At 55.2% G+C, this 19,146-nt stretch carries 17 protein-coding genes; 5 read left to right on the top strand and 12 right to left on the bottom strand.

Annotated elements, in window-relative coordinates; all coding sequences use genetic code 11:
• Nucleotides 1–19: 19 nt before the first annotated feature.
• Together B3Z49_RS00115 and B3Z49_RS00110 are read right to left on the bottom strand one after the other, a co-directional pair.
• Nucleotides 20–1,366 (bottom strand): ABC transporter substrate-binding protein, encoded by a 1,347-nt coding sequence (locus B3Z49_RS00115; protein ID WP_296987136.1) that lies wholly within the window; start codon nt 1,364–1,366, stop codon nt 20–22.
• Nucleotides 1,363–2,448 carry a substrate-binding domain-containing protein gene (locus B3Z49_RS00110; RefSeq protein ID WP_296987134.1) on the bottom strand — a complete coding sequence of 362 codons (1,086 nt, stop codon included), beginning with the start codon at nt 2,446–2,448 and terminating at the stop codon, nt 1,363–1,365. Before B3Z49_RS00110 ends, B3Z49_RS00115 begins: the two co-directional genes overlap by 4 nt.
• Nucleotides 2,449–2,965: 517 nt before the next feature.
• Between B3Z49_RS00110 and B3Z49_RS00105 the strand changes: the two genes are divergently transcribed.
• The 3 genes from B3Z49_RS00105 to B3Z49_RS00095 all read left to right on the top strand — a co-directional run bounded on the left by B3Z49_RS00105 (nt 2,966) and on the right by B3Z49_RS00095 (nt 6,116).
• Nucleotides 2,966–3,421 carry a hypothetical protein gene (locus B3Z49_RS00105; protein WP_296987133.1) on the top strand — a complete coding sequence of 152 codons (456 nt, stop codon included), beginning with the start codon at nt 2,966–2,968 and terminating at the stop codon, nt 3,419–3,421.
• Nucleotides 3,421–4,713, top strand: coding sequence for a DUF4238 domain-containing protein (locus tag B3Z49_RS00100; RefSeq protein WP_296987183.1), 1,293 nt, complete (start codon nt 3,421–3,423; stop codon nt 4,711–4,713). Before B3Z49_RS00105 ends, B3Z49_RS00100 begins: the two co-directional genes overlap by 1 nt.
• 239 nt (nt 4,714–4,952) lie before the next feature.
• The gene (locus B3Z49_RS00095) at nt 4,953–6,116 is read left to right on the top strand and encodes an MFS transporter (protein WP_296987131.1); all 1,164 of its coding nucleotides are present in this window, start codon (nt 4,953–4,955) and stop codon (nt 6,114–6,116) included.
• A 140-nt stretch (nt 6,117–6,256) separates the two neighbouring features.
• Here B3Z49_RS00095 and B3Z49_RS00090 read toward each other — a convergent pair whose 3' ends face one another.
• From B3Z49_RS00090 to nspC, 9 genes are all read right to left on the bottom strand, one after another.
• Complete coding sequence (locus B3Z49_RS00090) at nt 6,257–8,050, bottom strand: adenine deaminase (RefSeq protein ID WP_296987129.1); 1,794 nt, start codon at nt 8,048–8,050, stop codon at nt 6,257–6,259.
• Nucleotides 8,047–8,970 carry a nucleoside hydrolase gene (locus B3Z49_RS00085; RefSeq protein ID WP_296987127.1) on the bottom strand — a complete coding sequence of 308 codons (924 nt, stop codon included), beginning with the start codon at nt 8,968–8,970 and terminating at the stop codon, nt 8,047–8,049. Before B3Z49_RS00085 ends, B3Z49_RS00090 begins: the two co-directional genes overlap by 4 nt.
• Nucleotides 8,971–10,005 carry an ABC transporter ATP-binding protein gene (locus B3Z49_RS00080; protein WP_296987125.1) on the bottom strand — a complete coding sequence of 345 codons (1,035 nt, stop codon included), beginning with the start codon at nt 10,003–10,005 and terminating at the stop codon, nt 8,971–8,973.
• Nucleotides 9,998–10,777: an ABC transporter permease gene (locus B3Z49_RS00075; RefSeq protein ID WP_296987123.1), complete on the bottom strand. Its 780-nt coding sequence runs from the start codon at nt 10,775–10,777 to the stop codon at nt 9,998–10,000. Before B3Z49_RS00075 ends, B3Z49_RS00080 begins: the two co-directional genes overlap by 8 nt.
• Entirely contained in the window at nt 10,774–11,601 is an 828-nt protein-coding gene (locus B3Z49_RS00070) for an ABC transporter permease (RefSeq protein WP_296987121.1), read from the bottom strand. Before B3Z49_RS00070 ends, B3Z49_RS00075 begins: the two co-directional genes overlap by 4 nt.
• Nucleotides 11,602–11,714: 113 nt before the next feature.
• Entirely contained in the window at nt 11,715–12,740 is a 1,026-nt protein-coding gene (locus B3Z49_RS00065) for an ABC transporter substrate-binding protein (RefSeq protein ID WP_296987119.1), read from the bottom strand.
• Nucleotides 12,740–13,801 (bottom strand): LacI family DNA-binding transcriptional regulator, encoded by a 1,062-nt coding sequence (locus tag B3Z49_RS00060; protein ID WP_296987116.1) that lies wholly within the window; start codon nt 13,799–13,801, stop codon nt 12,740–12,742. Before B3Z49_RS00060 ends, B3Z49_RS00065 begins: the two co-directional genes overlap by 1 nt.
• Nucleotides 13,802–14,161: 360 nt before the next feature.
• Nucleotides 14,162–15,403 (bottom strand): saccharopine dehydrogenase family protein, encoded by a 1,242-nt coding sequence (locus tag B3Z49_RS00055; RefSeq protein WP_296987115.1) that lies wholly within the window; start codon nt 15,401–15,403, stop codon nt 14,162–14,164.
• 78 nt (nt 15,404–15,481) lie between these two features.
• Complete coding sequence (gene nspC, locus B3Z49_RS00050; protein ID WP_296987113.1) at nt 15,482–16,579, bottom strand: carboxynorspermidine decarboxylase; 1,098 nt, start codon at nt 16,577–16,579, stop codon at nt 15,482–15,484.
• Nucleotides 16,580–17,024: 445 nt separating this feature from the next.
• On the opposite strand from nspC, the gene B3Z49_RS00045 reads away from it, so the two are divergent.
• Nucleotides 17,025–17,513, top strand: a complete 489-nt coding sequence (locus tag B3Z49_RS00045; protein WP_296987111.1) for a VOC family protein — start codon at nt 17,025–17,027, stop codon at nt 17,511–17,513.
• A gap of 40 nt (nt 17,514–17,553) precedes the next feature.
• On the opposite strand, the gene B3Z49_RS00040 is transcribed toward B3Z49_RS00045, so the two are convergent.
• A complete protein-coding gene (locus B3Z49_RS00040; RefSeq protein WP_120225603.1) occupies nt 17,554–18,585 on the bottom strand; it encodes a LacI family DNA-binding transcriptional regulator in 1,032 nt (343 codons plus the stop codon).
• Between the two features lie 175 nt (nt 18,586–18,760).
• On the opposite strand from B3Z49_RS00040, the gene B3Z49_RS00035 reads away from it, so the two are divergent.
• Nucleotides 18,761–19,146: ATP-binding cassette domain-containing protein (locus B3Z49_RS00035; RefSeq protein ID WP_296987106.1), on the top strand; the 386-nt coding region annotated here is incomplete at its 3' end.

Genomic DNA, 19,146 nt, shown 5'->3' with positions numbered 1-19,146 from the left:
CGCCCCGGATCAAGATCGCTTATTCGATGTTGCTGACTTCTTCGTTGATCAGATCAGCAGTTGCATCGGCATCACGTTCGCCATCGATGAATTCGCGCACACGGCGGTTGATGACCTGACTGTTGATGATGCGCGATGCCTTGGCCAGCTGACCTTCGGCAACACCCCAACGGTTTGCGGTTTCAAGACCGGAAACGATGTCGGTGATGACGGCCGGGTCATAGAGCTCTGACAGCGGCTTTTTGCGGTCCACACCGACCGGAAGCGTAGCCCATGCCTTAACAAATTCATCCGGATTGTCGGCGGTGCCATGACGGACCGGGAATTTGCCTTCGGGTGCGATGGAAAGGGTGCTGGTGTAACCTTCACCGAGCGAGAATTTGACAAATTCCTCTGCCGGGTCGGTATCGGCATCGTTGGTGATACCGAAATAACGAATGTCACCCCAAGCAGCGCCATTCGGGTTGGACGGGCCCATCAGGCGGGTGACAACACCGGTTTTCGAGGCCAGTTCGCCCGAGGTCGGGTCGTTATTAATCGTGGGCGGGGCACTGTCGCGCAGGCCTGCCAGTTCATCAAGGATGAAGGGCGACCAGATGATCATCGCTGCTTTGCCCGCGAAGTACACCTCGCGCGACTGTTTCCAGTACAGATCACCGGGGGGCGATGCATCGGCGAGTTTTTTATAAAACTCAAGCGCCTCGATCAGTTTTGCCTTGTCAAAGCCGACAGAGCCATCAGCCGCCACAGGGGTTGCGCCGTTTGCCAGGAAGACATGTTCAAGCACCTGGCTCATGAAGTTTTCATCAATCTTGGTCGCGGCAACAAAGCCATACATTTCAGGCGGGTTGTGCAGGGCGTCGATGGCCTTGACGATATTGGCGTAGGTGTTGGGGGCCTCAAGACCGGCTTCGTCAAACAAGTCCTTGCGATAAAGCACCATCTGGGTCCAGCCATCCGACGGGACTGCGGCAACTTCGCCATCGAAATCAGCCATGCTGAGTGCGGCGGGTGCGAAGGTATCCTTGCCCAGCTGGTTGACGACTTCGTTGTTGGCTTCGGTATCAAGAATGCCGGCCTCGGACCAGGGCAGGACATATTGCAGCGTCAGGTAAATGACGTCTGGCAAGTCACCGGCGGCGTAGGCCGCGGTGGCACGCGTGCCAAGTTCGGTTTCAGTGACCGGAATGACTTCGACAGAGGTGCCGGTTTTGGCTTCGAACTCCTTGGCCATTTCTTCTTGCTTGGCCAGGCGTTCGGGTTGTTCTTCGGTGGTCCAGAACCGCAGTTGCGCACTGGCGATGCTGGTGGAAACCAGCAGACCAGCGGCAGCAAGCGTTAAAGCACGCGTAAACCTTGTTTTCATGAGATGCCTCCCTTGGCATTTGCGGCCAGCTTCAATGCTGGCGGGTTGGCTGACCCACGGACGGTCAGCGATGCTTCCCACAGGATTTGGGAAAATTCGGATGCAGGCGAATTTGCCTTGTTCGCCTGCGCAACAACGATCCGCCCGACTTCACGGCCGATCTGATAGCTGGCCTGGCTCATGGTGGTCAGGCCGGGATGGATGGCTTCGCCCATCGGCAGGCCATCAAAACCAATCACGGACATTTCCGATCCGACGTCGATACCGGCATGGGCCAGCGCATGGATGGCGCCGATGGCAACGGCATCGGTGACACACAAAATGGCGGTCGGATGATCGGGGAGTTTGAGAATTTCCAAAACGGCCTCGCGGGCGGCCAGTTCGTTGGTGATGCCGTCATGCATGTAGCCCGGCGCGATATCGCAACCATTGGCCTTCGTCGCGGCAAGATAACCCGCGCGCCGTTGCCAGGCGTAATTAAGTTCGGGATCGCCGCCGAGATAGGCGATCTTGCGATGGCCAAGGCCGACCAGGTAGTTCACCGCATCGACAAAGGCCTTTTCATTGTCGATATCAAGCCATGCGTAATCGTCACAGTTTTCGGTGCGGCCTTGGGCGACAAACGGGACATGGGATTTGCGCAAAAAATCAATGCGCGGATCATGGCGTTTGGTGCGGGCAACAACAAACCCGCCAACCTTGCCCGATTGGATCAGGCGGTCCATGACTTCGACCTCGTCATGACCATCAGGGACGGCGGAAACCAGTAAGTCCCAGTCAGACAGGGCAAGTTCGGTGGCAAGACCATCGAGAATTTCGGCCAGAAACGGATCAATCTGATGACCGTCGCGGGCCGGCAGGACAAAGCCGATGGTTTCGACCACGCCACGGGCAAGACGCCGGGCGGTGGTTGATGGGCGATAGCCCAGCTCATCGGCGGCCTTACGCACACGGGCAACGGTTTTTTCGGCGATGTCGGGATAGTTGTTAAGCGCGCGCGAAACGGTTCCCTCGGACAAACCAAGATATTTGGCCAGCCGGGCAATCGACATGGTTTCGTTTTGCTTCCGAACGCGCGGCACGGAACCTCCCTGAGTGTTTTTCTTGTGCTTTTCACCGCCTTTTTGACGGTGTTTGGCGTTCCGAAACCGCTTTCGGAACAGGGAAACGCTATCCGAAACCGCTTTCGGTTGTCAAACCGTTGATTCTGAAAGGTTTATTTTTGCATGTGCGAAACGCCCGAAATCCTATGCGCAAGGAGAGGAGTGTTTTAGGCAAAACCATAGGAGAACCCGGCGGTTTTACGTGCTACGCGACCGAAGGTATAGGGCGTCGCTGTGTGTCGCGTGGGAATGGATAAACGCCCGCCATTTTATTTAATAGTTCCGAATTCTTTGTGGTGTCGCCTAACTGGCAGGCATCCGGCCCCGCGGTGGACTTTCCTGTAGCATACTTGTTGCCTCGACTACCTCGACGGGGGTCATTGTCTGTGTACAGCAAATTTATTCACTGGATTGTTTAAATTATCGACAGTTCAACTGATATGATCTTGTAAATGCACAAGTTGTTTTGCTGTGTTTTCTCAATGGGGTGGCTCATATGGATAAGTCGAAAACAGAACCACTCGGTATGTGGCGCTATGGAAAAGAGTTTTCTGAGACGGCTTATGCTGTAAGAGAGCGAGCGCTAAAGAGGCCGTTTGTCCCGTATTACTTCTTGATGGGACATTCGATTGAGCTACTGCTTAAATCTTTCCTGATGCTGCATGGTTGTAGCGAAGCTGGCATTAAAAAGTTTCGGCACAATCTAGATGACTTGTTTCACGATGCGATGAAACTAGGCCTTTCCGAACTGGTGAGCGTTAAGTCGGTTGATAAACATGTTATCGAGTTGATGAACGGAGAATATTCCACGCATCGTTTTCGTTACATTAGAACCGGGATGATGGTTCTCCCGGAAATTGGATTGCTAGAGGACTTGGTTTCTCGCCTGATCAGTGGATTGGAAAAACCAATCGCCAATTCGGCCAGTTCTGTTTCGAGACACGGTGATTGATGTCGAAAGCAAGGAACCAATATCGTCATAACCACTATGTACCGAAATGGTACCAGAAGCGTTTTCTGCGTCCCGGTCAGTCAAAGTATTGGTATCTTGATTTGAAGCCTGAAACGAGGGTTTCAAATGGAGTTAGTTACCAAAGAAAAAGCCTGATGTCTTGGGGACCGGACAGTTGCTTTGCGCAGGATGACCTCTACACCGTCACAATCTCGGGGCAAAGGTTTACCGAGTTAGAGCAGTACTTTTTCGGCGAGATCGACACAGAAGGAAAGGTGGCGATCGAAAAATTGGCTGATGTCGAGCATCCTGCGCATGAGATGTTTCCGCAGTCGGATTTGGTTCGTTACCTGAGTGTACAAAAGCTTAGAACGCCGAAAGGGCTACTGCAACTCAGGTATGCCTCAGGAGTTAGGAGCAAGGCGTCAATTCTTGACATTGTTTATAGGCATCAAAACATCTTTTGCGCGGTTTGGTCAGAGTGTGTTTGGCAAATAGCTGACGCCTCGAACTCTCCTACAAAGTTCATTATCTCTGATCACCCGGTGACCGTTTACAATCGAGACTGCTTCCCTCAATCGAAACACTGTATCGGGGCAAATGATCCGGATATCAGATTGGTTGCTTCTCACACATATTTCCCACTTTCCCTGAATAAAGTTCTTATTCTGACAAATCTTTCTTGGGCAAAAAATCCCTATCAAAATCCACTAAACATGCGTCCAAATCCCAGTTTCCACCGACCCACAATATTTAACTACATGCACTTGAATACCGGGCGCATGCTCTCTGAAGAAGAAGTAGTGGAAATCAATTACATTACTAAACGGCGGGCATTCCGATACATCGCATCAGCTGAGCAGGAGTGGCTTTACCCTGAAAGACGACTGAAGTCTGATCACTGGAGAAAGTTAGGTGATGGGTATCTGTTTATGCCTGATCCTCGCTTTTTGACTGGCGGCGGCGAAATTGTAATCGGATTTAAAGGGGGTGGTGGAGCCGCATTTGACGCATACGGTCATCGACCTCATCAAGATGAGTACATGAATGCTAAGAGGGAAGCGCAAGAATGGGATGCAATGCAGCGTTTTAAAGCAGAATGGTCAGGGATCGTTGGGCCGGAATACCGCGGAGTTCCCATCGAATGGCAAATGGATCGCGAAGGCAGAGAGCCAATTCGTGCTGACGAGTTTCATCGGGAAGAATTGAGAAGGGATGAGCGGTACAAGAATCGTCCCGGAGAGCAAAGAAGACGTCGTCAATTGAAGAGGACTCATTCAGGGCTCAAGTAACTCGCTTATAGTGCCTGTGGGTGGGACGTATCCCTTTTGATCTCATTGTGAAATCTTCACTTTCTCATGGCCCTTTGGCTTGTTGGGCGGTGACTCGCGCAGTTGCTGCATCCAATTCGGTGCGTGATGTCGTCATCGGCGATCTGGTCGCGAACGCTCGCGTTATGGAACGGACCTCGTTTTTATCTGCTAAGTATTGAATTTCCTTGCCTAAAACAGGGAAAACCCTATCACATGGCATGATGACAGAGCAAAATGCTGAGATTAATCCGAATGCCATTGCGCAAGTAAAGGTTCTGGCCCTGCTTGGGGCGGTGTTGCTTGTCGGGGCCAATTCGTTTGTTTTAAGCCCGATCCTGTCAGAAGTGGCAGGCGGGCTTTCGACGCAGACCTATCATGTGGCCTGGGCGATTTCGGCGTTCGGGGCGGCGACGGCCCTATCGGCGCTGACCCTGGCGGGGATGATTGACCGGATGTCGGTCGGGCGTGTTTTGGGCGGTGCGGCGCTTTTACTGGCGGTGGCGCAGGTTTCAAGCGGGCTCAGCCAGCATTGGGTTTGGCTTTGTCTGTCGCAGGCGCTGGCCGGGGTGGCGGTTGGTGTGTTGTTGCCGGGATCCTATGCAACGGTGACTGCCACAGCCCCCAAGGGGCGGGAAGCCGCGCGGCTTGGTGTGGTTCTGACCGGGTGGGCGTTATCGTTGGTGGTGGCGGTCCCCGCCGCGGCCTTCATTACCGAGCAATTTGGCTGGCGGATGGTTTATTTCCTGATGGCCGGGCTGTCGGTCCTGGTGGCCGGTATTCTGGTGATTTTGCTGTCGGATGTGCGCGGCGGGATGAGCACGCGGACATCGCCCTTGCGCGCATTTCGGCTGCCGGGGGTTTGGCAATTACTGGCGGTGATGCTGGTTTATATGACCGCGTTTTACGGCTGTTTTGCGTTTTTCGGGGTGGGTGTGCGCACGGCCTTTGACCTGTCAGCGCAGGGCAGCGGCATGTTTGTTATGGCCTATGGCGTGGGGTTTGGCGTCATGGGATTTGTTTTGGGGGTGATATCGCCCAAAATTACCCGTGGGTATTTGTGTCTGGTGTTGATCGCGATTGCGACAAGCTATGCCACCTGGGGATTAACCCTGCAAAGCCAGATCAGCGCCATGGCGGGTACTGCCATTTGGGGGATGCTTAATCAGCTTGGTCTGAATGCGATGGTGGTGTCGCTGAACCGTCAGGCGTCTGATGCGCGCGGGGCGGTGATGGGGCTTAATAGTGCGGTGACCTATTCGGCGGTGTTTGCCGGGCCGATGATCATGGGACCGATATATGCCGGGTTCGGCTTTGCCGCCGTGGCCGGGTTTGGAGCCGTTCTGGTGATGTGTGGTGTTATTGTCAGTTGGCGAAGTGCCTGAACCGAAACCACGTTCAACCCGACCCAGATGGATCGATAAAACGAAAATGGCGGGTCGAAACCCGCCATTTGCATGTGTGTATCTGAGTGCATCGCTTAGGAGAAGACGAAGGCACGGTCGCCGCTTGTGGTTCGGCGGCTTTATGTCGTTGATATAACCGGCGTCTCAAGCAACTTTCCGGTTTCGACATCTGCAACACCACGATCCGTCTGATGCGGGCCGGCATTACAGGCCAGTGTCGCACCAAACAACGCCTTGAACACCAGATAGGGCGGTTGCCAATCAACAATCGCGTCGGTGGCCGCGCGGATCTGTGCGAAGTTTTCCGCAACCATGGCAAGCGATTGATCAGAAACCAGCCCGCAAATCGGCAAAGGCAAAATCGCATCAATCTTGCCGTTGGACGCAACCGCCATACCGCCACCGGCCGCAATTACCGCGTTTGCCGCAATCGCCATGTCGTCAGCGTTGCCGCCAAAGACGGTCAGGTTGTGGCTGTCATGGGAAACCGTACTGCAGACAGCACCACGCCATTTGCCCCAGCCGCTTAGCAGGCCGACACGCGGTTTGGCATCAACCTTGCCGTGGCGATGAGCAACGGCGATCAGGGTGGTGCCATCTGGCGGAATGACAAAACCATCCTGGACCTCAGCCACGGTTTCGTCCCAGCGCGTGAAGCGCGGGCGATCAATGGTTGCGACACGCACCTGACTGCCATTGGGGGTATCCGCAGCAATCCGGAAATCATCCGCGGTCACCTTGCCCAGCATCATGGTGTTGCGAAGCGGGGCGGGGTCAATCCCCTTGGCCGGGCGAACCAGTTCACCGTCCTTGGCAAGCGGGATGCCGTTGCCGATCACGGTGCTGGCGACAAAGCCATCAAGATCATCAAACAGGACGATGTCCGCCCGGCGACCCGGCGCAATCAGACCAAGGTCCGAGCGACCAAGACGTGTCGCCGCATTCAAGGTGGCGGCGCGCAAGGCCCATTGCGGTTTCATGCCATAGCGCACCAAACGTCTGACAACATCATCAAGGCCACCGGCATTAAACAGATCGTCCGGGAAGACATCATCGGTACAGAGCGTGACGGTTTGCGGCAGAAAGCCCAGATCATTGAGCGTTTCGACAAAGCCGGGCAGGAGATGATCGTGTGATCCGCGAAGCTCAATCGTCAGGCCTGCGCGGAGCTTGGCCATCAGGTCGTCGTTGGATGTCAGTTCATGGTCGGAGGCAATGCCAGCGGTGACAAATGCCTCGAGATCAGCACCACTCAGTCCGCGGGCATGGCCGCAGATCAACTTGCCAGACTGAAGGCCCGCCTGAACGATGTTGGTCATACGCGGATCACGGTCAATCACGCCGCGCATATTCATGACTTCGGCAACGCCATGGATGTCGGGCCATGACAACATTTCCGCCATGGCATCCCCGTCAAAGTCGGCACCCGAAACTTCGTAGCCCGGTGCCGCGGGAACACATGACGGGGCCAAGGTCAGCACACGCAGGGGCAAATCACGCACCGCATCGGTTGACCATTTGACAGCATCAAGCCCGCCGACATTGCCAAATTCATGTGGGTCCCAGACGGTTGTGGTCACCCCGCGCGGGACGACCGCATCGGCATAGGTTGCAGGCGTGGTCATCGAGCTTTCGACATGCATATGCGTATCAATCAGGCCCGGTGTGATGAACTTGCCGCGCGCATTGATCAGGTGACGCGCATCACTGCGCGTTGCAGGTTCGTGGACGCTGGCAATCATCGGGCCGACAAGGCCGATGTCGGCGGCGCGAATTTCGCCGGTGACCATATCGATAAGGCTGCCACCGACAATCAGATAATCAAACAACGCATCGCCGCGCGCGGCGGCAACAGCACGTTCGCGCAAGGATGCATCATTCAGATCTTTGGGTTCTGCGTGTCTGTTTGTCATTTTGCGGCCTCTGCCTTTAGCGCATCCAGGACAAGATTTCGCGCAGGTTCAATATCAACCTCAATGCCATATTGGTGGGCGGCATTGGATTGATCATCCGGGGTGATGATGGTCCGACCACGGGTTTCGCCGTGATCGGTATCGACCGTAATTTTTGCGTTGGCAAAGCGAACGATATCAGGCGCAACCACGGCAACTGCCGCCAGCGGATCAAAGATCGACATGGCGAGACGCCCGCGGGTAATGGCGATATTGATATAGCCTTCGGTCAGATCGGCCAGAAGGCCTGCATTCTTGCCACCTGCCATCCGTATCGGGGCGACATCATCGGGATTGGTAGTTACCTGACGGCAAAGATCGAGTTCGACCATGCGGATCGCGATATTGCGCGAAAGCACCACGGCCAGTGCTTCGGGGTCGGCAAAGGCATTGTATTCGGCAAACGGCGTGTGGTTGCCGCGCCCAAATGCGCCGCCCATCCAGGTGATCTGATCAATCCTTGCTGCCAAGTCGGGCCGCGCAAGCACCAGTGTCGCGATATTGCCAAGCGGCCCAAGGGCAAGGATATGCTTGACGTCAGATGACGGTGATTTAAGCCAATCACACAGGGCATCAAACGCGCGGTTTTCTGCCAGCGGGTCGCAGTCAGGCAGATGTGCACCAGATGATTGCATGCCGCGTGGGCCCAGAATGGCCTGCGCTGTTTCAAGGCCGCCCATAATGGTCTGTTCGCAGCCGGTATAGATCGGGAAATCCCAGCCAAAGACGTCGCGTGCCGCAGCCGCATTGCGGCGCACGGTTTCAAGCGGGCTGTTGCCCGCAACAAGCGACATGCCGTCGATTTTTGTTTGATGATGGGTCAGAACCAGCACGGCGGCCAGATCATCAAACCCCATATCTGTATCAATCCACAGCGCCATTTACAGGTTCCCGGTGCGCGCAAGTTGGGCTGCCTTTGCGACAGGCAGATCGAAATTCAGGACCGCGCCAAAATCATGGGCCGGAAGCGATGCCGCGCATTCCGCCTTGATCTGGCCCAGCGGCGTATCAAGCAGATATTCCCGCGTGCCACCGGCAAAGGATGTACCACGCACGGTGCCCTCAAACGGACCTTCGCCAAGGGTGACCATGGATGGCCGCCATGCAAGGCCCTTGGTCGCGGGATCAATCGTGCCATTGATGGCGATATCACCATTGGCGGTTTTGATCTTGTCATCGACCCGTTCAAAGACATTTTCAAAACCGACAAAATCGGCAACGAAGTCGGAAACCGGGTTGTTATAGATCTCTTCGGGGGTGCCGATCTGTTCGATTTTGCCATCGAGCATCACGATGATGCGGTCCGCCATGGCAAGGGCTTCGACCTGATCGTGGGTGACAAAGATCATGGTCACACCGCTTTCTTTCTGAACGCGCTGAAGCTCTGTGCGCATTTCAAGACGCAGGCGGGCATCGAGGTTGGAAAGCGGTTCATCGAGCAACAGCACCTTGGGTTCCATCACCATGGAACGGGCAAGGGAGACGCGCTGTTGCTGCCCACCGGAAAGTTCGGCGGGCTTGCGGCTGGCGAAATTGGACAGGCCGACGGTTTTAAGACCGTCATTGACGCGGGTATCGAGTTCAGCACCGCGAACACCCATCAATTTGAGGCCAAAGGCGACGTTTTCATAAACATTGAGATGCGGGAACAGCGCATAGGACTGGAACACCAAACCGACAGGGCGTTTGTTGGCCGGAACGCGCGTGATGTTCACGCCATCCAGAACGATTGCGCCTGATGAGGGTTCCATCAATCCGGCGATGGCGCGCATGGTCGTGGTTTTGCCACAGCCGGACGGTCCAAGGAGGGCGACCAACTCGCCCTTGCCGATATCAAGATCCATTTCCGGCACGGCAACGTTTTTGCCATAGGACAGGGTCAGTTTTTCAAGGCTGAGAAAACGGGAATCAGACATAACGGGAAAATCCTAGGAAACGTTCGGCCAGAAAGACGATGCCAAGCGACATGAAAGCAAGCAGCGCCGAAAGGGCTGCGACCGATGGGTCATAGGTGATCTCCATATAGGAGAGCATGTCGATTGGCAGGGTGCGCACACCCGGACCAGACAGGAACAGGGAAACCGGAACCTGATTGAAGCTGGTGACAAAGCCAAGAATGAAGGCCGCCAATATGCCGCCACGAATATTGGGCAAAACCACCCGGAAAAAGGCCCCGGTACGCGAACAGCCCAAAAGCACGGCGGCTTCTTCGATGTCGGATCGAAGGTTGGTCAGGCTGGCGGACACCACGCGCACCGCATAAGGCAGGATCAGTGCGGTATGAGCCAAGAACAGCGCCAACAAGATCCCGGCATTAAGGGGCACAACGAAATAGCGCAGCAGCGCGAGGCCAACAATGATGCCCGGCACAATGATCGGCGAAGACACAATCGTTCGGACGGTTTCGGCACCCGGCACCTGATAGCGCGACAGCGCGTAGCTTGCCGGGATGCCAAGGATCAGGGCGGCAAGGGTCCCGCCAATGGCAAGAAACATCGAAATGCCAAAGCTTGCCCGGAAGCTTTCAACTTCAAAAACCTTGATCACCCAGCGCAGAGACAGACCCTGTGGCGGGAAGGAAAGCGTTTCGCCAGCCGACAGAGAAGCCGCGATAATGATGATGAACGGGCCGATCAGAAAGGCCAAAACAAGAAACAGAATGATCGGCGAAAACAGGTTGTTTTTCATCGCTTGTTCCTTGCAGTTGCCAGTCGTTTCAAAAGCAGGTTGGCGGCAAAGGCCATGACGATGAGGATCAGGGCAATGACAGAGGCCGAGACAAAGTCATTGGCCATGGTCACACGCTGATACAGCAGGGTTTCAAGCATCAGGACCTTGGAGCCGCCCAAAATGGCCGGGGTGATATAGGCCGTCATCGAGCCGGTAAAGACCAGCGTTCCGCCAATCACCAGGCCTTCCTTGGTCAGCGGCAGGATCACCTTGGTAAAGACCTGAAGCCAGTTGGCACCAAGTACGCGCGCAGCCGGAACCGCATCGCGGGGCATGTTTTCAAGCGCACTGATCAGCGAGATGATCATCAAGGGCAGGAACAGTTGCAGCAAGCCGATAAATACCGCCGTTTCGGTAAACAGGAAGCGGATCGGTTCGTCACTGAGCCCGACCGAAACCAGTGCCTTGTTCACAATGCCGGTGCGACCAAGGATGACGATCCAGGCATAGGTTCGGGCAACCGGTGAAATCATCAGCGGCAAAACGACAAGGCCGGTGATGCGTCCTTTGCCTTTCGGGGGCAGATTTACAATGGCAAAGGCAGCAGCATATCCGATGACGGCGGCAACCGCCGTGACCATCGCAGCCAGTTTCAGGGTGCGCAGAAACACAGCCTGATTAAGGGATTGGGAAAAGAAGTCCACATAGGCTTGTAACGTCCAGCTATCGCCAGTGCGGAACCCTTCGGAAAGAAGGATGACCACGGGCACCAGAAAAACGGCGCCGGCAAATATGGCGGCAGGCAGGACCAGCGCAATGGCTTCGGCCCGGTTCTGAAACATCTCAGCAACCTTGTCGTCGGTTAAATAGATAATTGGTGGTGGCGCGATGGGGTATCGCGGTGGGGCTGATGACGGATCATCAGCCCCGAAGTCTGTTTAAATCGCGTAGGCGATTATTGACCGACCTTGTTGTTCCATTCCGACAACCAGATTTCGCGGTTATCGAGGGCAACTTCGGACGGGATCAGGTTGAGGTTTTCAACCGTTTCCGCGCCATAGGTCAGGTTGTCTGCAATTTCGTCGGAAACCACGACTTCCTTGTTGGCCGGGCTATCGACCAGGTTCTGTGCCAGCGCCGTCTGGATTTCGGTCGAAAGCCAGAAGTCCATGAATTCAAGCGCAAGATCGCGGTTCTTGCTGCCTTTGGTCAGGACCATGACGTTCATGCCGCCAGACTGGCCTTCCTTGGGTGTGGCCCATTTGATCGGCATGTCCATTTTCGAGAAACCGGACCATGCGAAACGACCAATCGGTGCGGCCCAGATTTCTTCCTGCTGCATCAGTTGCACCAGCTGCGAAGAACGGACATAGAAGGTGACAACGTCGTCTTTCTTTTCGCCAACCTTGGCAATCGGGGTTTTAAGCGAAGGATCATCATCGCCCAGTGCCTTGCCCAGCATATAAAGGGTCAGCGGGCCCTGGGTGGTGGTGACGTTTGGCAGGGCAACGCGACCGGCCAGTTCATCAGACAGAAGATCCGCCCAGCTATCAATCGTGACCTTGTCAGAACGGTAGGCGATTGAGCTTGCATAGAAGGTGTAACCGACACTCATGCCATCGCCGTTCGGGTCCTTGGCAATGTCATAAAGCTTGTCGAAGTTCGACAGTTTGCTGGTGTCGATTTTATCGGTCAGGCCATCGCGGGCGGCGGCCAGCGCATCGCGCATCGAAATCACAGCCAGATCGATAACCGGGTTTTCCTTGTTGGCTTCGATCTTGGCAAGACGTTCGACCGAGTTGCCGGTTTCAACAACCAGTTCACAGCCGCATTTTTCTTCGAACGGCTCGTAAAGGTGTTCCTTGAACGCATCCTGTGCAAAACCATAAACAGAAATGGTCAGGGTCTTGTCGTCGGCCTTGGCAATGCCGGCACTGAGTGCTAGTGCAGCAGATGCCATCATCAGCTTTTTGATCGCCATTACAGAGTTTCTCCATTTGGGCTTGGTGTGGCGGAGGGAACTGCCGGTGCGCATGACCCGCGAACCACCAGTTGCATGGAAACCTTGGACGTGTCGGCTTTGACGGTGTTCTGATCCGTGCTGCCGGTCTTGTAATTGGATGTGTCGGGATCATCAGGCGAAGCACGCGGTGCTTCGATATCCTTGATCAGTGCGGCAATTGCGATTTCGGCAATGCGCGTCATGTTCATATGTACGGTGGTCAGGGCAGGCGTCACCACGGGTGAAAATACCAGATCGTCAAAACCGGTTACGCTGACCTGTTCGGGGACCTTGATCCCGGCTGTCTGCAATTCGGTCAGGACCCGCAATGCATGCAAATCCGAGACGGCGGCGATAGCTGTGACACCATTTTTGACATGATCCAGCAGGCCAAGCGACGTTTGATCGGGGGTGCCTGCCAGAAGGCTTTCAATCCAGATCGTTTGATGTTTATCGCCCGGTGCAAGCACGGATTTCATGCCGCCAATACGGTCATTCTGCACGTTTGATGCCGGGTCGTGGCCGACAAACAGGAAATTGTGATGACCAAGTTCTTTCAGGTGCCTGATGACTTGTTGGCCGCCTTCCCAGTGATCGGCAGAAACGGTGTTTCCCGGGGTTGAGGGGGTGTCGACCATGGCAACGGGGCAGGCGACCGACCCGATGCGCGTGCCACGACGGGGGATAACGACAAGACCATCGACACCGCGTTCGATCAATCGTGCGATGGCCTGTGTCTGGGTGGTGACATCGCCGCGCGAGTCAGCAATCAGCACGCCATAGCCCGCATTCGAAGCGGCAACTTCCATGGCCTGGGCGATTTGCGGGAAAAGCGGGTTGGATATATCGGGCAGGACTAGCCCCAAAACGTTGGAGCGCCCCGTGCGCAGTGCCCGGCCAGCGTTGCTTGGTACATAGCCAAGCTCGGCGGCGGTGGCGCGGATTTTCTCGACCAGTTTGGGCGACACGCGGCCTTTGCCCGACAACGCGTTTGACACGGTTGCCGAAGACACACCAACCACCTTGGCGATCTGGGTCATGTTCGGTCCGGAACGCGATCCCGCCACAGCTGTCTCTCCAAAAAAACACTTAGCCGGTTTCAATGCTTAAGATGATTAATCGATTAATCATGCATTACCATTAATCGAAGGAAGGCAGTGAGTCGAGACAAATTTGGAAAATCGGGCTGTCTTGTTCGGGCTTGATGGCGGTGCCAAGCGCAGCGCTTGGGAGGGATTTTTCGATAAGCTTTTGAAGTGACTTAAGCTTTTTAGTTCGGGTGGAACTTGCAGGCATCTGGGTTTTTTAGCCCGTTTTGCTCCCGCACCCTGTTCGCGATGCAGATACAAAAATGGCGGGCAATGTGTGCCCGCCATTTCGTTTGTATTTGTGTGGTGCGCTTAGGAGAAGTCGAGCGCGCGGTCGCCGTTGGCGTCCTTGATGCGGGTCGGAAGACCCATGCCGTTGAGCAGGTTGAGGAACGGTTTGGATGGCAGTTCTTCGACGTTTGCCATCTTTTTCACGTCCCACTCACCCGTGGCGATCAGCATTGCAGCCGCGACGGGCGGCACACCGGCGGTATAGGAAATTCCCTGGCTGCCGACTTCATTGTAGGCGTCCTTATGATCCGCCACGTTATAGATCAGGACTTCGGTTTCCTTGCCGTCCTTGGTCCCCTTGACCAGATCACCGATGCAGGTCTTGCCGGTATAGTCCGGTGCCAAGGAGCTTGGGTCGGGCAGGCAGGCCTTGACGACCTTGAGCGGGACAACTTCGAGGCCCTCGGCGGTGGTGACCGGTTTTTCAGACAGGAGGCCGATGTTTTTCAGGACCGTGAAGACATTGACGTAGTGATCGCCAAAGCCCATCCAGAAGCGGACGTTTGGCACGTCAAGGTTCTGCGACAGGGAATGGACTTCGTCATGGCCGGTCATGAAGGTCTGGCTTTCGCCAACCACCGGCATGTCCCAGATCTTTTTGACTTCGAACATCTTGTTGGACTGCCATTTGCTGTCCTGCCAGGAATAGACCGTGCCGGTGAATTCGCGGAAGTTGATTTCCGGGTCGAAGTTGGTGGCAAAGTATTTGCCATGGCTGCCGGCATTGATGTCGATGATGTCGATCGAGTCAATCTTGTCGAAGTAATCTTCGACAGCCAGTTTGGCATAGGCGTTCACAACACCCGGATCGAACCCGACACCGAGGATCGCGGTAACGCCCGCGGCCTTGCACTCGGCACGGCGTTTCCATTCATAGTTGGCATACCATGGCGGGGTTTCGCAGATTTTGTCCTGCTCTTCATGGATGGCGGTATCGAGATAGGCGACACCGGTTTTGATGCAGGCCGACATGACCGGCATGTTGATGAAGGCAGACCCGACATTGATGACGATCTGGCAGCCGGTTTTTTCGATCAGGGCCGCAGTCGCATCAACATCGGTGGCATCCAGGGCGTGACCTTCAAGAACGCCGGGGTTCTTAAGGTTTTTCTTTTCATGGATGCTGTCGATGATGGACTGGCACTTTGATGCCGTGCGCGATGCGATATGAATATCGCCAAGCACGTCATTATGCTGTGCGCATTTATGTGCAACGACCTGGGCGACGCCACCTGCGCCGATAATCAGAACATTCTTTTTCATGTCGGGCCAAAAACTCCCCTGTTTTGAGAGGTGGGGAAACACTTCCCCGGTTCGCTATGAAAACTGCGCTTTCGTGTTTTACGAAAGGCTCGAAACGTAGTCGTCAAAACTGAACTCACGCACAACGCGCTCTGTTCCGTCGAGTTCCCGGATTACGATGGACGGCATGCCGACCCCGTTAAACCAGTTCTTTTTCACCATGGTGTAGCCGGCCGCATCCTGAATGGAGATACGGTCGCCAACCTTGATCTCGTTTTCGAAATCAAATTCGCCAAATACGTCGCCGGCAAGGCAGGACTTGCCGCAAATCATGTAGGGGTGATCGCCCGTGTTCGGCAGGACCTTGGCATTTTCGCGATAGATCAGAAGATCGAGCATGTGGGCTTCGATCGAGCTATCGACGATGGCAAGGTTTTTGCCGTTAAACAGGGTATCAAGCACCGTGACCTCAAGGGTGGTGCTTTTGGTGATCGATGCTTCGCCGGGTTCAAGATAGACCTGCACGCCGAATTTCTCGGAAAACGCCTTGAGCCGCGCGCAGAATTTATCGAGCGGGTAGTTATCACCGGTGAAATGAATGCCGCCACCGAGGCTGACCCATTCAACGCGCGCCAGAAGCGAGCCAAACTTTTCCTCGATATTGCCCAGCATCTGATCAAACAGATCAAAGTCGGCATTTTCGCAGTTATTGTGGATCATGAAGCCGGAAATGCGGTCCATCACCGCTTCGACCTTGGCAACATCCCATTCACCCAGACGCGAAAACGGGCGGGCCGGATCGGCCAGATCAAAGCTGGAGGTCGAGACCTGCGGGTTCAGGCGCAAACCGCGCACAATGCCGGATGCCTGATCGGCAAAGCGGGTCAGCTGGCTGATGGAATTGAAGATGATCTTGTCGGCATTCTCAACCACCTCAGTGATCTCGTCATCGGAATAGGCGACGCTATAGGCATGCGTCTCCTTTCCGAATTTCTGACGGCCGAGCTTGACTTCATAGAGCGACGAGGACGTTGTGCCATCCATATAGTGTGACATGAAGTCAAACACCGACCAGGTCGCGAAGCATTTAAGCGCAAGCAACGCCTTGGCACCGGAATGTTCGCGCACATAGGCGATCTTTTCCATGTTGCTTTTAAGCTTGGACTTGTCGATCAGATAATAGGGCGTTGCGGGCATGGACGGCTCTCTACAACTATGTCACGGGGAATGCGGGTGAACTCGGAACGCGCGATCACGCTGTCAGGTTCCGGGTTTGGGCAAAATCACCAAATTGGTGGGGGCAACCGGCTTTTCTAGTGGTCAGCCTGACGGTGCGTCATCCAATAGACGGAGACAGATAAACTGTATTCATTCATCAGATGCCTCCATCCTTCGGGTTTGCCAAATGCGTTTTGCTGCGTCCCAATAGCAGCGGGGGCAGGGGCGGTCAATACTGCAATGTCGCCTTTATTAGGCGATTTCGCACGTCTGTGCATGTTGTGGTTTCATGACGGTTTGATCAAGGGGCAATCGCATTGATTTCGAAGGGCCATTGCCCCATCTGTTGATCATGGGGCGCATTCATGATTACCATCATGTTGTCGCGCCCGTAACACGGATACATTCAGACGGAGGAGGCCCCATGTCACCTGCACCTGTAAGTGTCGACCATCTTGCATTTCCGACCCGCGATCTTGAGGCGACCGACCATTTTTATTCCAAAGTGGTGGGCGCAACACTGGTCCACGCGGAAAGTGGCTATAGCCCGTCGTGGAAATCCGATTATTTGCTGATTACCTATGCGCTGCCCGATGGCACGCGCCTGTCCTTCTTTGACTGGCCGGCTGATACCGGGCCTTATCCGGACGATCCAAACATGCCCGATGATGTGTTTCATATCGGGTTGCGCTGTTCTGCCCCACGCGATGTGATCGCCTGGCAAAACCATCTGTTCCAGTACAAGGTGGTCTATCACAGCGAGGATGACGGAAAGTCGCGCCGGTTATTTATGCGCGATCCCAATGGTATCCGGTTTGAAATCTTTGCCTCGGAAATCGCCAAATCCGGCGAGGATCATGAAGGAAACGCGCGTTCCGTCATGGGCGAGTGGCAAAAGATTGCCAGTGCCTGAGATTAAAGGTGCCTGAGTTTGCAGGGCCTAAGAGGGGCCGCTAACCGGGGCAGGGGCCGGTACTTTGCCGGACGATCAGTTCGGTCGGGATGATTACCGGCCCGGTTTCGCCGTGCGACGGCGGGGTTTTTGATCCCAGACGATCCAGAAGCAAGGCAATCGCCTGTTCGCCCAGACGGCGGCGGGGTTGGCGCACGGTGGTGATCGGCGGGTCATAGGCCGCGGCATGCGGAATATCGTCAAAGCCGACAACCGATAGATCATGCGGGATGCGAAGCCCGACTTCCTTGGCAGCCACAATCACCCCGATCGCCATGCCATCACTGGCGCAACACACGGCCGTTGGTCGGGTCTTGGGATCAGCCAGAAGCGCACGCCCGGCGGCAATACCGGAATCGATGGAAAAATCGCCGCGATAAATCAGGCCTGGCTCGTGGGTGATGCCGGCCGATTTCAGGGCGCGGCGATATCCGGTCACGCGGTCCGTGGTCAGGATATTGCCCGTCGGGCCACTGACATGGGCGATGCGGGTATGGCCGAGATCAATCAGATGGTTGGTCGCAACAAAGGAGGCCTCGTCATTATCAATGATGACGGTTGGCAGCGCACATCCCGGAATGCGTTCGCAGGCAATCACCACGGGTGGTGTGGCGTTTGCCGGGGCCTTGGCAAGCGGTGCCGGAAGCCTGCCATTGAGCAGGATCATCGCATCGGCCTGATTGCTGCGCAGATAGGCGGCATAGGTTGCTTCGCGTTCGGGATCGTTTTGCGTATCGCCAATCAGGACGTTGTAGCCCGCCTGGCTGGCACCCTTTTCAATGCCCGACAGAATCGCCGAAAAGAACGGGTTTCCGATATCAGGCACCAGCAAAAGAATCATCCCCGAACGGTTCAGGCGCAGGTTCCGGGCCATGACATTGGCGGTGTAACCGGTCGCGGCGATGGCGGTTTGCACTCTTTCGCGTGTGGTTTCGGAAACCACATTGGGTTTGTGCAAGGCCCGGCTGACAGTGGCAATAGACACCCCTGCCTGGCGGGCAACATCTTCAATCGTCGCGATTTTTTCAGTCATTCTTCTTCCTACTCCGCCGGTTGCAGGCTGTCCAGCGGCATTCGACGCCCGGATCGGCAGGTGATTTTGATCACTCCGAGCAAAATGTAAAGGTTTACATCGAAAATGAAAACGTTTACACAGGGCTTAATCAAGAGTTGATCGCAAAAAATGCGACGCTAGGGAGGATATATTCATGACGGATGCGGCTGTTCACGCCGTTAATCCCGATCAGCAGGCGCGCGTGCGGCTGTCCGGTCGGGAGATTTGCAAGTCATTTGGCCCGGCACAGGTGCTTTTCGATGTTTCCATTGATCTGCGTGCGGGGGAAGTGCATGCGCTTTTGGGCGAAAATGGTGCGGGCAAATCGACGTTAGTGAAAATCCTGTCTGGCTATCATCAGCCGACCAGTGGCGCGCTTAGTCTTGATCAGACTGCGGTCACCTTTGAAGACAGTGAAGTTGCCGAAAATCATGGTGTTATCCTGATCCATCAGGAACTGAACCTGGCCGAGCAACTGACCGTCGAAGAGAACATTTTCCTTGGCCGCGAAATCAAGCGGGGCTGGTTCCTTGATAAGGC

The sequence above is a fragment of the Thalassospira sp. UBA1131 genome (assembly GCF_002311515.1).
Taxonomy (GTDB): Bacteria; Pseudomonadota; Alphaproteobacteria; order Rhodospirillales; family Thalassospiraceae; genus Thalassospira.
Note: the sequence above shows the minus strand (reverse complement) of the source record. Positions and strands in the feature narration are given on the sequence as shown.

Bases quoted from the DNA above. Each gene is read 5' to 3' on its own strand.
- B3Z49_RS00105 (WP_296987133.1), top strand. From the start codon at position 2,966: ATGGATAAGTCGAAAACAGAACCACTCGGTATGTGGCGCTATGGAAAA.
- B3Z49_RS00040 (WP_120225603.1), bottom strand. From the start codon at position 18,585: ATGACTGAAAAAATCGCGACGATTGAAGATGTTGCCCGCCAGGCAGGG.
- nspC (WP_296987113.1), bottom strand. From the start codon at position 16,579: ATGCCCGCAACGCCCTATTATCTGATCGACAAGTCCAAGCTTAAAAGC.
- B3Z49_RS00065 (WP_296987119.1), bottom strand. From the start codon at position 12,740: ATGGCGATCAAAAAGCTGATGATGGCATCTGCTGCACTAGCACTCAGT.
- B3Z49_RS00100 (WP_296987183.1), top strand. From the start codon at position 3,421: ATGTCGAAAGCAAGGAACCAATATCGTCATAACCACTATGTACCGAAA.
- B3Z49_RS00055 (WP_296987115.1), bottom strand. From the start codon at position 15,403: ATGAAAAAGAATGTTCTGATTATCGGCGCAGGTGGCGTCGCCCAGGTC.
- B3Z49_RS00075 (WP_296987123.1), bottom strand. From the start codon at position 10,777: ATGAAAAACAACCTGTTTTCGCCGATCATTCTGTTTCTTGTTTTGGCC.
- B3Z49_RS00085 (WP_296987127.1), bottom strand. From the start codon at position 8,970: ATGGCGCTGTGGATTGATACAGATATGGGGTTTGATGATCTGGCCGCC.
- B3Z49_RS00045 (WP_296987111.1), top strand. From the start codon at position 17,025: ATGTCACCTGCACCTGTAAGTGTCGACCATCTTGCATTTCCGACCCGC.
- B3Z49_RS00090 (WP_296987129.1), bottom strand. From the start codon at position 8,050: ATGACAAACAGACACGCAGAACCCAAAGATCTGAATGATGCATCCTTG.
- B3Z49_RS00070 (WP_296987121.1), bottom strand. From the start codon at position 11,601: ATGTTTCAGAACCGGGCCGAAGCCATTGCGCTGGTCCTGCCTGCCGCC.
- B3Z49_RS00115 (WP_296987136.1), bottom strand. From the start codon at position 1,366: ATGAAAACAAGGTTTACGCGTGCTTTAACGCTTGCTGCCGCTGGTCTG.
- B3Z49_RS00095 (WP_296987131.1), top strand. From the start codon at position 4,953: ATGATGACAGAGCAAAATGCTGAGATTAATCCGAATGCCATTGCGCAA.
- B3Z49_RS00080 (WP_296987125.1), bottom strand. From the start codon at position 10,005: ATGTCTGATTCCCGTTTTCTCAGCCTTGAAAAACTGACCCTGTCCTAT.
- B3Z49_RS00060 (WP_296987116.1), bottom strand. From the start codon at position 13,801: ATGACCCAGATCGCCAAGGTGGTTGGTGTGTCTTCGGCAACCGTGTCA.